This is a genomic window from Winogradskyella schleiferi, assembly GCF_013394655.1.
Classification (GTDB): Bacteria; Bacteroidota; Bacteroidia; order Flavobacteriales; family Flavobacteriaceae; genus Winogradskyella; species Winogradskyella schleiferi.
In genome coordinates, this window is the sequence record NZ_CP053351.1 from 1175521 (window position 1) to 1190140 (window position 14620).

Annotated in this window: 13 protein-coding genes and 1 pseudogene; 5 read left to right on the forward strand and 9 right to left on the reverse strand. The window is 34.7% G+C overall.

The window, feature by feature from the left end:
- Positions 1–28: 28 nt before the first annotated feature.
- Both HM990_RS19925 and HM990_RS05095 read left to right on the forward strand, forming a co-directional pair.
- Positions 29–610, forward strand: coding sequence for a DUF4331 family protein (locus HM990_RS19925; RefSeq protein ID WP_178987904.1), 582 nt, complete (start codon positions 29–31; stop codon positions 608–610).
- 89 nt (positions 611–699) lie between these two features.
- Positions 700–1983, forward strand: a complete 1284-nt coding sequence (locus tag HM990_RS05095) for a tetratricopeptide repeat protein (protein ID WP_178987905.1) — start codon at positions 700–702, stop codon at positions 1981–1983.
- A 390-nt stretch (positions 1984–2373) separates the two neighbouring features.
- Here HM990_RS05095 and HM990_RS05100 read toward each other — a convergent pair whose 3' ends face one another.
- Entirely contained in the window at positions 2374–2880 is a 507-nt protein-coding gene (locus tag HM990_RS05100; RefSeq protein WP_178987906.1) for an RNA polymerase sigma factor, read from the reverse strand.
- Positions 2881–3095: 215 nt separating this feature from the next.
- On the opposite strand from HM990_RS05100, the pseudogene HM990_RS05105 reads away from it, so the two are divergent.
- Positions 3096–5242, forward strand: a pseudogene (locus HM990_RS05105) (S46 family peptidase).
- Between the two features lie 485 nt (positions 5243–5727).
- On the opposite strand, the gene HM990_RS05110 reads toward HM990_RS05105, so the two are convergent.
- From HM990_RS05110 to HM990_RS05120, 3 genes are all read right to left on the reverse strand, one after another.
- A complete protein-coding gene (locus tag HM990_RS05110) occupies positions 5728–6522 on the reverse strand; it encodes an anti-sigma factor (protein WP_178987907.1) in 795 nt (264 codons plus the stop codon).
- Between the two features lies 1 nt (position 6523).
- Positions 6524–7054: an RNA polymerase sigma factor gene (locus HM990_RS05115; protein ID WP_178987908.1), complete on the reverse strand. Its 531-nt coding sequence runs from the start codon at positions 7052–7054 to the stop codon at positions 6524–6526.
- Between the two features lie 89 nt (positions 7055–7143).
- Positions 7144–7737: a superoxide dismutase family protein gene (locus tag HM990_RS05120; protein WP_178987909.1), complete on the reverse strand. Its 594-nt coding sequence runs from the start codon at positions 7735–7737 to the stop codon at positions 7144–7146.
- Positions 7738–7989: 252 nt separating this feature from the next.
- Here HM990_RS05120 and hemN point away from each other — a divergent pair, with 252 nt between their 5' ends.
- Together hemN and HM990_RS05130 are read left to right on the forward strand one after the other, a co-directional pair.
- Positions 7990–9354: an oxygen-independent coproporphyrinogen III oxidase gene (gene hemN / locus HM990_RS05125; RefSeq protein ID WP_178987910.1), complete on the forward strand. Its 1365-nt coding sequence runs from the start codon at positions 7990–7992 to the stop codon at positions 9352–9354.
- Between the two features lie 72 nt (positions 9355–9426).
- Positions 9427–10260: a universal stress protein gene (locus HM990_RS05130; protein ID WP_178987911.1), complete on the forward strand. Its 834-nt coding sequence runs from the start codon at positions 9427–9429 to the stop codon at positions 10258–10260.
- A gap of 84 nt (positions 10261–10344) precedes the next feature.
- On the opposite strand, the gene HM990_RS05135 is transcribed toward HM990_RS05130, so the two are convergent.
- The 5 genes from HM990_RS05135 to ccoG form a co-directional block, all read right to left on the reverse strand.
- Positions 10345–10836: a hypothetical protein gene (locus HM990_RS05135; protein WP_178987912.1), complete on the reverse strand. Its 492-nt coding sequence runs from the start codon at positions 10834–10836 to the stop codon at positions 10345–10347.
- A 572-nt stretch (positions 10837–11408) separates the two neighbouring features.
- Positions 11409–11825, reverse strand: a complete 417-nt coding sequence (locus HM990_RS05140; protein WP_229719376.1) for a hypothetical protein — start codon at positions 11823–11825, stop codon at positions 11409–11411.
- Between the two features lie 75 nt (positions 11826–11900).
- Positions 11901–12602, reverse strand: coding sequence for a sulfite exporter TauE/SafE family protein (locus tag HM990_RS05145; RefSeq protein WP_178987913.1), 702 nt, complete (start codon positions 12600–12602; stop codon positions 11901–11903).
- Positions 12603–13049 carry a FixH family protein gene (locus HM990_RS05150; protein ID WP_178987914.1) on the reverse strand — a complete coding sequence of 149 codons (447 nt, stop codon included), beginning with the start codon at positions 13047–13049 and terminating at the stop codon, positions 12603–12605.
- Positions 13050–13195: 146 nt separating this feature from the next.
- On the reverse strand, positions 13196–14620 hold the full coding sequence (gene ccoG / locus HM990_RS05155; protein WP_178987915.1) for a cytochrome c oxidase accessory protein CcoG: 1425 nt from the start codon (positions 14618–14620) through the stop codon (positions 13196–13198).

Below are 14620 nucleotides of genomic sequence, written 5' to 3' on the forward strand. Positions count from 1 at the left end.
TCTCAAAAAACTTTAAAATTTAAAAATTATGAAATTTAACAATATAAAAATATTCGCAGTAGCAATTATAGCGTCGATGACAGCTCTTAATTGTAACAATGACGATGATAGCATAAACATTCCAACAGGTCCTGATTTTTCCGGAACATTTGTTACACAAGATCAAATGGCTAGACCAGCAATTAATACGGTATTGGTTAATGATGGAATGAAAGATGCCTTTAACACTACAATCCCTTCGAACATGGGAGCAATGTTTGCTGGACCATTTCAGGCCAAATTAGAAGCTTTGAGTCCTGCTTATGATCCTGCAACTCCTACTGACGCTAACGCATTAGGTCTTACGGCTGAGGCATTTGCAGGTGTATTAGCTACAGATGTACTTACGGTTTCCTTAGATGGTGAAACAACTTTCTTTAACCCGAATTCTGGTGCCACTTTAACAGGTAGAACCTTAGCAGATGATGTTATCGATGTAGAACTGATACTCATATTCGGTGGAGAAGAAGGATTAACAAATCCTGAAGTACCTGGATTGGTAACTGATAATGTAGATGGAAATGATAAAGACTTTTTATCATCATTTCCTTACTTAGCGTCTCCATGGTAGGCGAATGATATAGTATTCTGGAATGAGATTATATAATCTCATTTCAGATTATTCTTTAACACTTTATAAATCTCAAAAAACAATTAGTCATGCATATCAAAAACATACTTCCCGTTATATTAATAGCCACAATACTGAGTTGTAATTCCAATTCAGATAATGTGACTAATACATTAGATTATAGCAGTCATTTAACTACACAAATAGACAGTTCAGAATTATTTGTTGATGTCGATTTTTGGACAGATAAAATAGAGGCTGCACCTAATCAGTTTCCTTATTACGTAAGTCGGTCTGGTGCTTATACTGGAGTTTTCAGTAAAACCGGTAATATCGATTATTTAATAAAAGCCGAAAAAGACCTTATAGCTGCTAATGAAGCTACTAATTACAACAAGGCAAGCATATTAAGAAGTTTAGCTGCAAATTATATTTCTCAACACCGTTTTAAAGAAGCGTTAGAGCTACTCAAAAAAGCCGAATTAAATGGAGCGAAATTAAATAACACTAAAAAAATGCTCTTCGATGTACATTTAGAATTAGGCAACTACATATATGCTGAAGTCTATTTAAAAGACATTAAAAACAAATCTAGTTTCGATTATTTAATCCGATTATCAAAATGGGAAGACCATAATGGTAATTTAGATGGAGCTATTCAAAACATGGAAAAGGCTATGGCAATTGCCGAGTCTTCTAAAATCAAATCATTAAGACAATGGTCTTATACCAACATAGCAGACTTTTACGGTCATGCTGGAGATATTGATAAATCATATACTTATTTTCTAAAAGCTTTAGAATTAGATCCAGATGACGCCTATGCTAAAAAAGGTATTGCATGGATTGTGTATTCTCATGAGAACAATCCTGAAGAAGCCTTGAACATATTGAATCATGTCACCACATACTATAACGCTCCGGATTATGATTTGTTAAAAGCTGAAATTGCAGAGTTTCAAAATAATGAAACCTTAAAATCTGATGCTATTCAAAATTATCAAACGGCATTAAATAATAAGCACTATGGTGATATGTACAATGGTTATAACGTCTCACTTTATACGGATGAATTATTAAATCCAGAAATGGCTTTGGAAATCGCCAAAATTGAAGTAGAGAACAGACCAACACCACAATCTTACGATTTATTGGCTTGGAGTTACTTTAAACAAGGCAATATTGAAAAAGCAAATCAAATTATCGAAGCATACGTAGATGGTAAAACCTTTGAACCAGCAGTGTTATATCATGTAGCTGAGATTTACAAAGCTGCAGGGAAAACGGAAAAAATAAAGCCTTTAAAGGAAGAATTAATTGCTAGTCTTTATGAATTAGGCCCTTTAATGAAAACTAAAATCAAGCAATTATAAAGATGACAGCGCAAATTTTAGCACTTCTGTGATGAGTTGTTCTTTGTTAATGTTACTGCCAAAAATATAAAAGGATTAATGCTCAATGAACTGATTCCGTCTTTAGAAACGGCATAAATATTCAATGTAGCTATAGATTTTAAAAAACTTTCAGCACTTGATTTGTGGGGAAGCAGATTAAGTTTAGTTGATTGGTGACTAGCAAAAAAGATTAATCTCTGATTAAGATTAATCGTATCATGAGTTGCTCATGATGTTTTTTGAGTTTTTTTGTTAGGGAAAGCACCTGCTCGAAAGAGTGGGTGTTTTTATGATTAAAATGTAGTTGAGAAGTGTTTGTAATTAGTACGACGAATCATCAGATTTCACAAATCCATAAGTCGTAAACCCTTAAATGCCATCTCTACTTCTGGTTTTTACAGTACCTATAGGCATATCTAAATGCTCTGAAACTTCTTTTTGAGTAAAGCCTTTTATAAAAAGTAGTTCAATAAGCTTACATCGTTTTGAAGATAGTTTAGGTAGAAATTTCTTGATACCAATAGCATCTGTGCTTTGGTCAAGATTATCTGGACTTGAAAAATCGTTTTTAAGCGAATCTGAATTGAGATGCGTTTCAGACTGCTGTAGAGATTTTGTTCCTAATGTATCTATGGCTGTGTTACGTGCAATGTTTAGAATCCAGGTGAAAAAACGTCCTTTTTCAGTTGAATAGGACGCGGCGTTATTCCATGCTTTAATAAAAGTGTCTTGTGTAAGTTCGTCTGCAATAGCTCTATCATTCACAATATTGAAAATTACGCCATGTATGCTTTCTGAATACATCTCATATAATTTTTCAAATGCATTTTCATTTTTATTTTGAAATTGTTCTACTAAATTATTAAGGTTTTGCATGGTCTATTTTATATAACTTAAAAATAACTGAGATACCAACTTGACCGTTGCTCAATTGAATAAGATATTAACTTTAATAAGTATAACTCTTATGCTGAACGAGTTACTTTCTTAGTTCAGATTAATGTAGGAAATGAATGCAACCTTTTAACTTATCATTTCTAAAAAGAGTTTAAATTTCAGTATTTTTAGCGCTAAAATCAAAACAACAAAACATGAAGAAAATATCCCTTACAATTATTGCTTTTATAATTTCATTTTCGTCAGCAATGGCAAATGAAGGTATGTGGTTTTTAATGCATATTGAGCGCTTGAATTATCGCGATATGCAGAAAATGGGCTTACAATTAACGCCTGAGGAAATCTACAGTGTTAACAATCAGAGTCTAAAAGATGCTATTGTGCAATTCAATGGCGGATGTACTGCAAGTATCGTTTCCAATAGCGGTTTGGTATTAACCAATCATCATTGTGGTTACGATGCTATTGCTGAATTATCTACTGCAGAACAAAACCATTTAAAAAATGGATTTTGGGCAGGTTCATTGGAAGAAGAAATGAAACCAGAAAGCCTATATGTTCGCTTTTTTGTCCGTATGGATGACGTTTCTGAACGAATGTTGGCCCAAGTTAATGATAACATGAGCGAAAAAGAACGGGAAGCGGCTCTTAACAAAGAAATCGCCAAAATTGAACAAGAAAATAACGAAGGTGGAAAATACACCGTTTCCGTACGTTCATTTTACCAAGGCAATGAATTTTACTATTTTGTTTATGAAGATTACTCGGATGTTCGTTTAGTAGGAACACCTCCGGAAAATGTTGGTAAATATGGCGGAGACACAGACAACTGGGAATGGCCAAGACATACTGGTGATTTTTCATTGTTCAGGGTTTACGCAGATAAAGACGGACAACCAGCAGCCTATTCTGAAGACAACGTACCATTAAAAGCCAAATACCATTTGCCTGTAAATATTGATGGTGTAGAGGAAAACGACTTTGCCATGATTTTAGGATATCCAGGTCGTACCAACCGTTGGATGCCTGCCCAAGGTGTAGAGCAAAATGTAAAATATGCATATCCTGCTTGGGTAGAAGGCTCAAAGCTAAGCATGGATATTATGAAAAAATACATGGACAAGGATGAATCCGTAAATCTAATGTACGCCTCATCTTATGCAAGTATTGCGAACTATTGGAAAAACAGAGCAGGAATGATTAAGGCACTGACCGAGCATAAGACTGTTGAAAAAAAGACCAAGATTGAAAATAAATTTGAAAAATGGGCAAATAAAAAAGATAACAAAGCCAAATACGGTAACGTCATTGAAAATATCAATAACTATTACGATTTAACCAACGAAAAAGCAAAGCAGACTAATTATTTATTAGGCTTGTTGAGATCAAGTAAGTTTTCGGTTTTGCCATACAGAATTGGTTCTGCATTTAAACAATATGCAGGTGCAGAAGAAGCGGAGCGTAAAATCTGAAACCACGATTAGAGGCTTTTGTAGAAGATTCTTATAAAGACTTTTATTTACCATTGGAAAAGGAAGTTTTGGCCAAACAATTGGGATTATTGGCATCTAAATCCAATTATTCCTTACCAGATTTGGTTGCAGAAGTAGGACAAAAAAATGACAATGATTTTTCTGCCTATGTTAATGCTATTTTTAACCTGAGCATTTTTACCTCCAAAGAAGGCGCATTAGCGTTTTTACACTATCCAGATGAAGCACTTTTAGAAAACGATCCCTTACTAAAATTATCGACTCAACTATTGGATAAGTATAGAGAAGTGCCAGAAGACTTAGTGCAACCAGAAAATGATTTCGAAGCGTCTTTTAGGTTATTGGTCAAAGGATTGCGCGAATCAGGATTGAGCGATATCCAATATCCTGATGCCAACTCTACCTTAAGATTATCTTATGGAAAAGTGAGAGCTTTACCTGCAGACAAAAGAAACGATGCCGATGAAAATAATTATACCACCTTGCAAGGTATGATTAAAAAATATAAGCCAAATGATAGCGAATTTAATTTGGATCAGAGTATGTTGGATATTTATGAAAAGAAAGACTATGGTCGTTATGCCAATGAACATGGACAATTGCCTGTAAACTTCTTAACCGATAATGACATTACTGGCGGAAATTCTGGTTCTCCTGTTGTCAATGGAAATGGCGAATTGATTGGATTGGCTTTTGACGGAAACATCGAAGCCATGGCTGGCGATGTTATTTTTGATAAAGATTTACAACGTACCATCAATGTAGATATTAGATACGTGCTTTGGTTAATAGATAAATACTCAAACGCCAAGCATATTGTAGATGAATTGACAATTATTACCAAGTAGTTATACGTAGCATTTAAATAATCAAAAAAGCGACCTAAATTTTTAGGTCGCTTTTTTTTTATGGGATGTACTTTAGATGGATTCAATTTGACTTTAGTATGGCATATTGCTATATATTGCCATTTTGTTTTTTCTATTCAATTATAGCTATCAGTTCAACTTTGTATAATAAAGTAGAGTCCGAATTATGAAGAGTATATTCTCACATTCTTTTACTTAACTTTGGTCAAACAATTAATTTTTCAGCTCTTCTTTTCTCAATCTAGCAAGTGCATTGACTATACAAGAAATAGTATGTTTCCAACCTTTAAGAGCGAATTATAGTTAAAGGAAAGCGCAAAAAACTGGTATTGAACGTAGTGTGCAATAAACGATATACAAAATACGCAGAAAAAAACTAGAATTAAATTGGGATATCTTAAAACAAAAAACCACCAAGCTTACACCAGGTGGTTTCAATTATTTTATAACGTTATTATTAACTTCTACGGAGTTGCACTAACTACACCAAGCGCATAAAGCTGTTCCATAGTTGGAGACTCGCTTCCGCCTTCTGGTTCCAAAGTAATACCGAACGCTTGACTTTCGTTCGCATTGGCAATGGTAAATATTTTATTGTCATCGGTATTGAAATCGTCAATAGTACCCAAACTTGTTGGTGTTAAAGGGTTTAATGTTAACGACCACACTTGCCAAACTTTACCATCTGGTGCGTTAGGCAAACCTTCACCATCAACATAAATGGTGTTGTCTGCTTTGTTCCAATAGACTTTTGCAAACGATGACGCATAATCGCCTTGACCACCAAGTGGAACGGCTATAATATCTTTATCTCTAATAACATTCAATAGATTTTTGGTCGCGGCCAAATCGGTCCTGGCATCTTCTATTTGTGTTTCAAGATATAAGTTTTCGATATCAGCCGTTTTCAATTGTTGTTCTAAATCCGTTTTCTGGTTGAGTGTCCAGAGTAAACCGCCAGCCAATAAAATGGAAGCTGCCCAACCTGTGTAGGCTATCCAATTATTTTGCTTTTTTGGTGGTAGCTCAACAACATTACTGTCATTAGTTATTTGAGGCCTTATGGCATTAAAACCCTTCGCTCTTGGCGATACGGCTGCAGTTAATTTTACTACAGCACCTTCTATTTCTAATACTTCTTGTAACAATTCTGGGTATTGTTTCAAGAGTGCATAGACCTCCTGATTTTCCTGTTCAGTCAGTCGTCCAGCTACATATAGCTCTAGAATTCCTGATTCTATGTAGGTTTTTGTATCCATGTTATAATACCATATCTCTTAACTGTTTAATACAGTTTCTGTTTCTTGTTTTCACCGTCCCAATGGGCATTTGTAATTCTTCTGAAGCTTCTTTTTGGGTAAAACCCTTAAAGTAAAGAAGTTCAATAACCGCTTTACATTTTTCACCCAATTGGGTTACAAATTTTTTAATGCCAATGGCATCTGTGCTGTCATCTAAATTATCATGACCTGCTATTATATCTACGAAATAATCGGCGTGTAGGTTTTGTTTTGATTGCTTAAAAGCCTTAGATCGTGTTTTGTCAATAGCTGCATTGCGTGCTATATTAAGAATCCACGTAAAGAAACGTCCTTTTTTTGAAGAGTAAGTATCAGCTTTATGCCAAGCCTTTATAAAAACATCTTGCATCAATTCATCCGCAATTGCAGTATCTTTTACAATATTGTAAACCACGCCATGTATACTTTTGCTATACATATCATAGAGTTTTTTGAATGCAATCTCGTCCTTGGCCTGAAATTGATCCACTAGTGTATCTATATTTACCATAAAAATGTCACTTAGAATTTTTTACAGTAATGGGGAAGTGAATTGCTGCAATAGTTCTAACAATTAAATTGTTATTAAGTTATAATTTGTTATTCTATAATACCTGCGCAACCAATCCGAGCACCAGCAGCACCAGAGGGTTGGGATTTTAAATCATCGACACCAATGTGCACTATTATGGACTTGCCTAATATATCTTTAGTCTCGTCTCCACATCCAATACACCACTCATCTGTAGTTTTGGTGATAGTGGCACGTCCGTTGGCATTTGCGGTCATGTTGCCAATGTCTCCTTTATGGTAACCACTAGCATCTCCCCAAGCACCATGTGGTTGTGCAGTAGGATTCCAATGACCACCTGCAGAAGTGCCATCGCTAGCAGAACAGTCGGCTTTCTCATGAATATGAATGGCGTGTTGGCCTTCTTCTAATCCAGTAACGGTGCCTACCATTGTAACCATACCATTTTTCTCTGTGAAGTTAATAGTGCCCTCTACATTGCTGTCGCTTTTAGGCGAAAGCGTAATGCTCAGCTTTTTCTCCATTGAAGAGTCGTCCATATCTTTATCCATGTCCTCCTTCATTTCGGTATTTTCTGTAGCGTCTGTGTCTTTTTTGTTGTCTTTGCACGCTATAAAAGATAGTATCGCACAAGACAATACGAATAATTTTAAAGTTTTCATTTTATTGTTTTTTTCAGTTAGCTAAATGTAAGTAGATATACGCAGTTATGCAAGTAACAGAGGTATTTGTGATAATATTATTTCGATTTAAGTTAAGCCTGAATAGAATTTGAAATAAAAGTTCCAATGGTATAAAAGTTCCGATTTTTGAACTTTAGATAATTTAATCCAATAACTATAATATGGTCTACATGACAAAAATCATATTTTAAGGGAAATTATAATGATAATTTTGACCTATAATTCATGGGTATGAGTCAATCGTTAATAAATAAGTATAATGTAGCGGGTCCGCGATATACGAGCTATCCAACAGTGCCGTATTGGGATATGGATACCTTTTCCTTGGCGCAATGGAAAGCGTCATTGAAACGCTCGTTTGAAGAAAGTAACACTTCTGAAGGTTTAAGTCTATACATTCATCTACCGTTTTGTGAAAGTCTCTGTACATTTTGCGGATGCCATAAGCGCATTACCAAACGACACGAGGTAGAGTCGCCTTATATAAAAGCGGTTTTAAAAGAGTGGCAATTGTATTGTGAACTATTGGAACACAAACCTAAAATTAAGGAATTGCATCTCGGCGGAGGTACACCGACTTTTTTCTCACCAGAACATCTGAATTTTTTAATTTCTGAGTTGTTAAAAGGTTCTGATTTAGCAGAAAACTATGAGTTCAGTTTTGAGGGCCATCCTAACAATACTACGGAAGCCCATTTACAGACTTTATTCGATTTAGGATTTAGACGTGTTAGCTTCGGTGTACAGGATTATAACATAAAAGTACAGATTGCGATTCACAGAATTCAACCGTTTGAAAACGTTAAACGGGTTACCGAATTGGCTCGTAAAATTGGTTATACCTCTGTGGGACACGATATTATTTTCGGTTTGCCATTTCAAACTGAAACCGATGTTATTGAAACGATCAGAAAGACAAATGCTTTAATGCCAGACCGTATCGCCTTCTACAGTTATGCGCATGTGCCTTGGATTAAAGGAAACGGCCAACGCGGATTTAATGACAACGATTTGCCATCTCCCGAATCTAAGCGTTTGCAATACGAAACAGGAAAACAACAATTGGAAGCTGCGGGTTATGTTGAAATAGGAATGGATCATTTTGCACTTAAAACCGATTCACTTTTCAAGGCCATGGAAACCAAAACTTTGCATCGTAATTTTATGGGTTATACAGCCTCTAAAACACAAGCGATGATCGGTTTGGGCGTATCTTCAATTAGTGATAGTTGGTATGGTTTCGCTCAAAATGTGAAGTCGATTGAGGAGTATTACCATCTAATCGATGAAGGCATTATTCCTGTGTTTAAAGGCCATATTCTGAATTCGGAAGATTTAAAAATTAGAAAACACATCCTGAATCTGATGTGTAATTTTGAAACCTCATGGAAAGACGAAGGTTTAACCTTTGAAGAATTACCGGAAGTCCTCATGAAATTGAAAGAATTTGAAATTGATGGTTTACTTCAATTTGAAATAAAAGGCGTAACCGTCATGGAAAAAGGAAAACCCTTTATAAGAAATATATGTATGGCATTCGATCTGTTATTACAACGAAAAAAGCCAAACACACAGTTGTTTTCCATGACTATATAAGTGGTTATGTCAATTTAGGCTTAAAGAATAATTTTAGAGTTAAACATCATCAACAATTTATAAACTAATAAAATGAAAAAAATAATTGTACCCGTAGATTTTTCTGAGCATTCAGAATTTGCGCTTGAAGCTGCTGCGAGTTTATCGCAAAAATTTGGATCCGAACTTATCGTGTTGCATATGTTGGAATTATCTAATGCGATTATAACCTCAACCCATGAAGCATTGAGCCAGGAAGCCGTTTTTTATTTGAAATTAGCAGAGCAAAAATTTGAGACCTTTTTAGACAAGCCTTATTTAAAAGATATTAAAGTGACGCCAATTGTTAAGCATTTTAAAGTTTGGAGCGAGGTCAATGAAGTTGCCCAAGAGCACAATGCTGACCTTATTATAATGGGTTCTCATGGTGCTAGTGGCATAAAAGAAGTACTGGTCGGTTCTAACACCGAAAAGGTGGTACGACATTCTGATATTCCGGTGTTAGTGGTTAAACATAATCCTATTTTATTCGATTTTGAAGATGTTGTTTTTGCCTGTGATTTTTCTGAGGAAGCAGTGAAACCTTATCTCAATGCAAGAGCCACGTTTGATAAACTTGATGCTAAGATCCATTTAGTTTATGTGAACTCTCCAGATGGTAACTTTAAAAGTTCTTCAGAGATTGATAAAAAAATAGCTGATTTCTTGAAAAGAGCAGATGGTGATCTAAAAAATATGTCTAAGGTCAATGTAGTTTCAGATTATTCTATAGAAAAAGGCATTTTAAATTTTTCCAATGTTATTGGTGCGGATGTTATTGCGGTCGCCACACATGGCAGAAAAGGCTTATCTCATTTTTTTGAAGGCAGTGTTTCTGAGGATATCGCAAATCATTCTACATTACCAGTAATGACCTTTAAAATATAAGACTTGATGTAATTTGTTGGTTAGTGTTTCTATATCAAGTTGAAAACGTCAAGGAGTGAAATCCTTGGCGTTTTTTTTTTGAAATTACTTCCTTGTTAAATCCCTGAATTCCCGTTCTTGTTCTGCGTTAAAATTCAGATTGGGTCTAATATCCGAAGGTGTTGGTCTAAGACTTACAAGATAAATTAAAAGTGCAGCAGAAAAAATTAAATAATATTGATTAGAAGTCGTTAAAAATCCAACTATTCCTAAAAGGGCAGGACCTTCTATCAAAGCAATTTGTATTAATTTGGAGCTTTGATAATGCATTAATTTTTCCATTAATGAAGATTTGGAATGTGCCTTAAATATGGTCTTTTTAAATAGATATTGACTAACTAAAGGACCAACAATTGCCAATACAGGAACGACATAAAATAAACGGTCTTCAGTATCGGTAAAATTCATGAACTGATTTTTTGTTACATACAATACAACAATACCAAATAGAAATATTGAGGTACAAAATGCCATATGAATAATGGTCAGATTTCTTAATATACCTTTACTTGTTTGTGGTTGATTGGTTGTGTTCATTTAGCAAAAAGATTATTGTTAAAGTATAAAAAAAAGACTCAAAGTTTACATGATAAAATTTTTTGGTATAGTATGTTTTCAATTTCCCGAAGGGAAAAGAATAGGTGTTAATAATATCATTTCGAATGGATTTTTTGGGAATTTACGATAAAGCACATCGTTTTAACCGCTATAAATTTTGCCACGAATACACGAATTCACTCGTTTGATACAATAACAATTAAATAATTGACAATCTATGTCACAAATTAAACAGACCTGTGGTTTATTCCAAAAATATGTAGACTTTCAGTCTATCGCAAATTAAGATTCGTGTATTTGTGGCAAAAAAATCATTGATTCTATTTTTATCATGTACTTAAAAAAAAGACTAAAATATATGCATTGGAAAATTAAGTCCTTATTGAAAATTATACGTTTTACTTCTAAAAGCGATATCCAATCCGTAAATGAAGGTTAAGTGCTATGCCATCATCAAAAGTATTAAGGACGTTGTCTTCATTGAAATAATGAATATACCCAATACCAATACCAGTTTCATAATTAAAATGGTTACCAATATTACGACGAATTCACCAAGTAGGAATAATGGTAAGGTCACTAATAAAACTCAAATTATCTTCTATAGAACCAATAACTAAATCTGGATGATACGTGGTTTTGATGGAAATAAAATTTCCGCTATTCCCATCTATTCGTCGCGATTTTCTAACTCTCTTTTTAAGATTATAATACCATCGTGGTTCTAGTGAAATTGCAGGAATAAAAAGAAAAAATGAACCATCTTCAAAATTCTCACTAAAAAGACCAGCGTCTAAACCTAGTTCACTCCGCAGAGCAATTGAGTTGGATAGTTTAGTTTCGTTGTGCGCCCAAATTCCTAAAATTCCAGTTTGCAATCCAAATGTTGATTTTTCTACACTAGCATCTTGAGCTAATGTTGCTAAAGTTGAAGCACCAAATAGTAATGCCAAAAAGATGTTTTTCACTGATTGAGTTTTGATAAAATTTGAGGCAATAAATATATCAATAATTAGGATAATAGTGTAAGAATTGATTTATAATTAATGACACTCCACAGCACTAGATGCCATTTCTACAATTGGAGCAGGAGAGAGGTAAGGAATCCCAAGACCCAAACCACGAAGAATAAATAAGGCACCAATGATAACCACAAATACAGGAATCGCCTTTTGGATACGTTGCTTGATCGTACTGTTCAAGAATTTACCTAAGTAAATGGCTGAAGTCATTAATGGAATGGTGCCGAGTCCAAATAACACCATATATAGACTGCCTTCAAACAAGCTGCCAGTGGCTATGGAACCGAATACAGCCATATAGACCAAGCCACACGGTAAAAAGCCATTTAGGAATCCAATAGTTAAAAAGGTGTCTGCGGTTTTCTTTTTCAAGGCTTTTCCCAATGCCGATTTTACTTTGGAAATAATCTTATAAAGTGGTTTTGAAAGGTTGTATTTGCCAATAGTTTTATGAGGCAAAAGCACTATAACAATCATTAAAATCCCAATAATAATAGAAAGTTGCTGTTGTATGCCAAAGAGGGAAAAACTTTTTCCCACCAGACCAAAAACCAACCCGATAATACTGTAAGCTAATAGACGACCAAAATGGTAAACACCTATTTGGCTCACTTTTTTAAAAGAATTAGAACGATCTACAGGCAACATAAAAGCTATTGGGCCACACATGCCAACACAGTGCAAACTTCCCAATAAGCCTAATATGAGAGCAGAAATTAACATCTAATATGAGATTTCAGTTTTAAAGAGATAAGAATTAGTGTTATATTTCCAATCTACTTTAATGTTCCAGCGACCATCCAACAAGCGTTTGTCAGGTATGAGCAAATTATGGTTAGATAGTGAAATCGGAGTTTCAAAATCTAATTGCTTGTTAGATGGTCTGTATAGGAACACTTTTCCTTCAATATTTTTTATATCTAAATCTTCTGGAAACTGAATAACGATACCATCATTGGTCTTTTTCCATTTAATATTTGTTTTTAAGTTTTTGGCGTTTTCTTCATGGTCAATATCCGTTTGAAATTGAAGCTCTTGGCCATAATAATCTTCAACTACTAAATCATGGTCGTATTTCTTATCTGTACTCATACTAATGACGAAGTACATGATAAACGAAATAAAACATACAAATGCAATTACGATTGCTGTTCCCCAATTTATTTTCATCTCTCAACTTCCTGCGAAAGCAGGAATCTCTGTTTTTATATCTGCAAGGTTCTGAAACCTTGCAGGATTATTATTTTTTTTTATTTTAACCTGCTAAGTCGGGACGAGTGAACTGCCTACTGAAGACTGAACACTGCCAACTTTCTTTAATTAAAACTACGTGGTCCCATAAAGGTAACAGATGTTGTTTCAATTATTTCGCCATCACTGTAAAGGTCAATCATAACCTCATTTTTATCGCCAGACAAATCACTCTGTTTCAATTCAATAAATAATGTGCCTTCGGCTATACCTTGGGATTCGACACTAAAGGTTTCTGACGTAGAAACTACATTTATGGTGCCGTCCCATCCTCTGAGCTTAAATATGAGGTCATCGATATCCTTAGACGTTTTGTTCACTAATTTAAAGGTGTAAACATTACTAATAATACCGTCGTCCTTATGTTCATACAATTGTCCTGGTAAACGCAAAATACGAGCTTCAACATCGCTACGTAGTAACAACATACCAGCTAAGATACCAATCAAAATGGTCAGTACAGCAATGTAACCTTTCATACGAGCCGTAATTTTGAACGGCTCTTTTTTCTCAATTTCATTTTCACTTGCAAAACGAATCAACCCTTTTGGAAGATTGATCTTTTCCATGATGTCGTTGCATTCATCTATACAGGCTGTACAGTTCACACATTCCAGTTGTGTTCCATTTCTTATATCAATACCAGTCGGACATACATTAACACATTGCAAACAATCAATACAGTCGCCATAACCTAAGGCGTCACGATCTTCATTCTTTCTGAATTTTTTTCTGCCATTTTCAGCTTCTCCTCGTTTATGGTCGTAGGCTACGACAATAGACTTATTATCTAAAAGCACGCCTTGTAATCGACCGTAAGGACACGCTATTATACAAACTTGCTCTCTAAACCAGGCAAATACAAAATAGAAAACTGCTGTAAAAATGAGTAACGGTATAAGCGTACCTGTATGCTCAAAAGGACCTTCAACAATATATTTAATAAGCTCATCGCCTCCAATTAAGTAGGCCAAGAAAACATTGGCAATTATGAAAGAAATAACCAAAAATATAAACCATTTTAGGACACGCTTTCTAATTTTTTCTGCATCCCATTTTTGACGAGCCAGACGCATTTGTTTATTTCTATCGCCATCAATCCAATATTCAATACGTCTAAAAACCATTTCCATGAATATGGTCTGAGGGCAAATCCAGCCACAAAAAACACGACCAAATCCTACGGTGAAAAGTGTTATAAAAATAACACCTATCAACATTGAAATCACAAACAGATAGAAATCTTGAGGCCAAAATGGAAAACCAAAAATGTTGAAACGCCTTTCTAGTATATTAAATAATAGAAACTGATTACCATTGATTTTTATGAAAGGTGCTGCCAGCAAAAATGCTAATAAAAAGTAGCTAACTAGTTTTCGCTTATCATATAAGGGTCCAGATGGTTTTTTAGGAAATACCCATTTACGTTTACCTTCTTCATCGATGGTGCCAATAGAATCCCTAAAAACTTCATTTTCTGGCGTTTCCAT

What these genes read in the sequence shown, in the direction of transcription:
- HM990_RS19925 (WP_178987904.1), top strand. Translation starts at nt 29, where the DNA reads ATGAAATTTAACAATATAAAAATATTCGCAGTAGCAATTATAGCGTCG.
- HM990_RS05095 (WP_178987905.1), top strand. Translation starts at nt 700, where the DNA reads ATGCATATCAAAAACATACTTCCCGTTATATTAATAGCCACAATACTG.
- HM990_RS05100 (WP_178987906.1), bottom strand. Translation starts at nt 2,880, where the DNA reads ATGCAAAACCTTAATAATTTAGTAGAACAATTTCAAAATAAAAATGAA.
- HM990_RS05110 (WP_178987907.1), bottom strand. Translation starts at nt 6,522, where the DNA reads ATGGATACAAAAACCTACATAGAATCAGGAATTCTAGAGCTATATGTA.
- HM990_RS05115 (WP_178987908.1), bottom strand. Translation starts at nt 7,054, where the DNA reads ATGGTAAATATAGATACACTAGTGGATCAATTTCAGGCCAAGGACGAG.
- HM990_RS05120 (WP_178987909.1), bottom strand. Translation starts at nt 7,737, where the DNA reads ATGAAAACTTTAAAATTATTCGTATTGTCTTGTGCGATACTATCTTTT.
- hemN (WP_178987910.1), top strand. Translation starts at nt 7,990, where the DNA reads ATGAGTCAATCGTTAATAAATAAGTATAATGTAGCGGGTCCGCGATAT.
- HM990_RS05130 (WP_178987911.1), top strand. Translation starts at nt 9,427, where the DNA reads ATGAAAAAAATAATTGTACCCGTAGATTTTTCTGAGCATTCAGAATTT.
- HM990_RS05135 (WP_178987912.1), bottom strand. Translation starts at nt 10,836, where the DNA reads ATGAACACAACCAATCAACCACAAACAAGTAAAGGTATATTAAGAAAT.
- HM990_RS05145 (WP_178987913.1), bottom strand. Translation starts at nt 12,602, where the DNA reads ATGTTAATTTCTGCTCTCATATTAGGCTTATTGGGAAGTTTGCACTGT.
- HM990_RS05150 (WP_178987914.1), bottom strand. Translation starts at nt 13,049, where the DNA reads ATGAAAATAAATTGGGGAACAGCAATCGTAATTGCATTTGTATGTTTT.
- ccoG (WP_178987915.1), bottom strand. Translation starts at nt 14,620, where the DNA reads ATGGAAACGCCAGAAAATGAAGTTTTTAGGGATTCTATTGGCACCATC.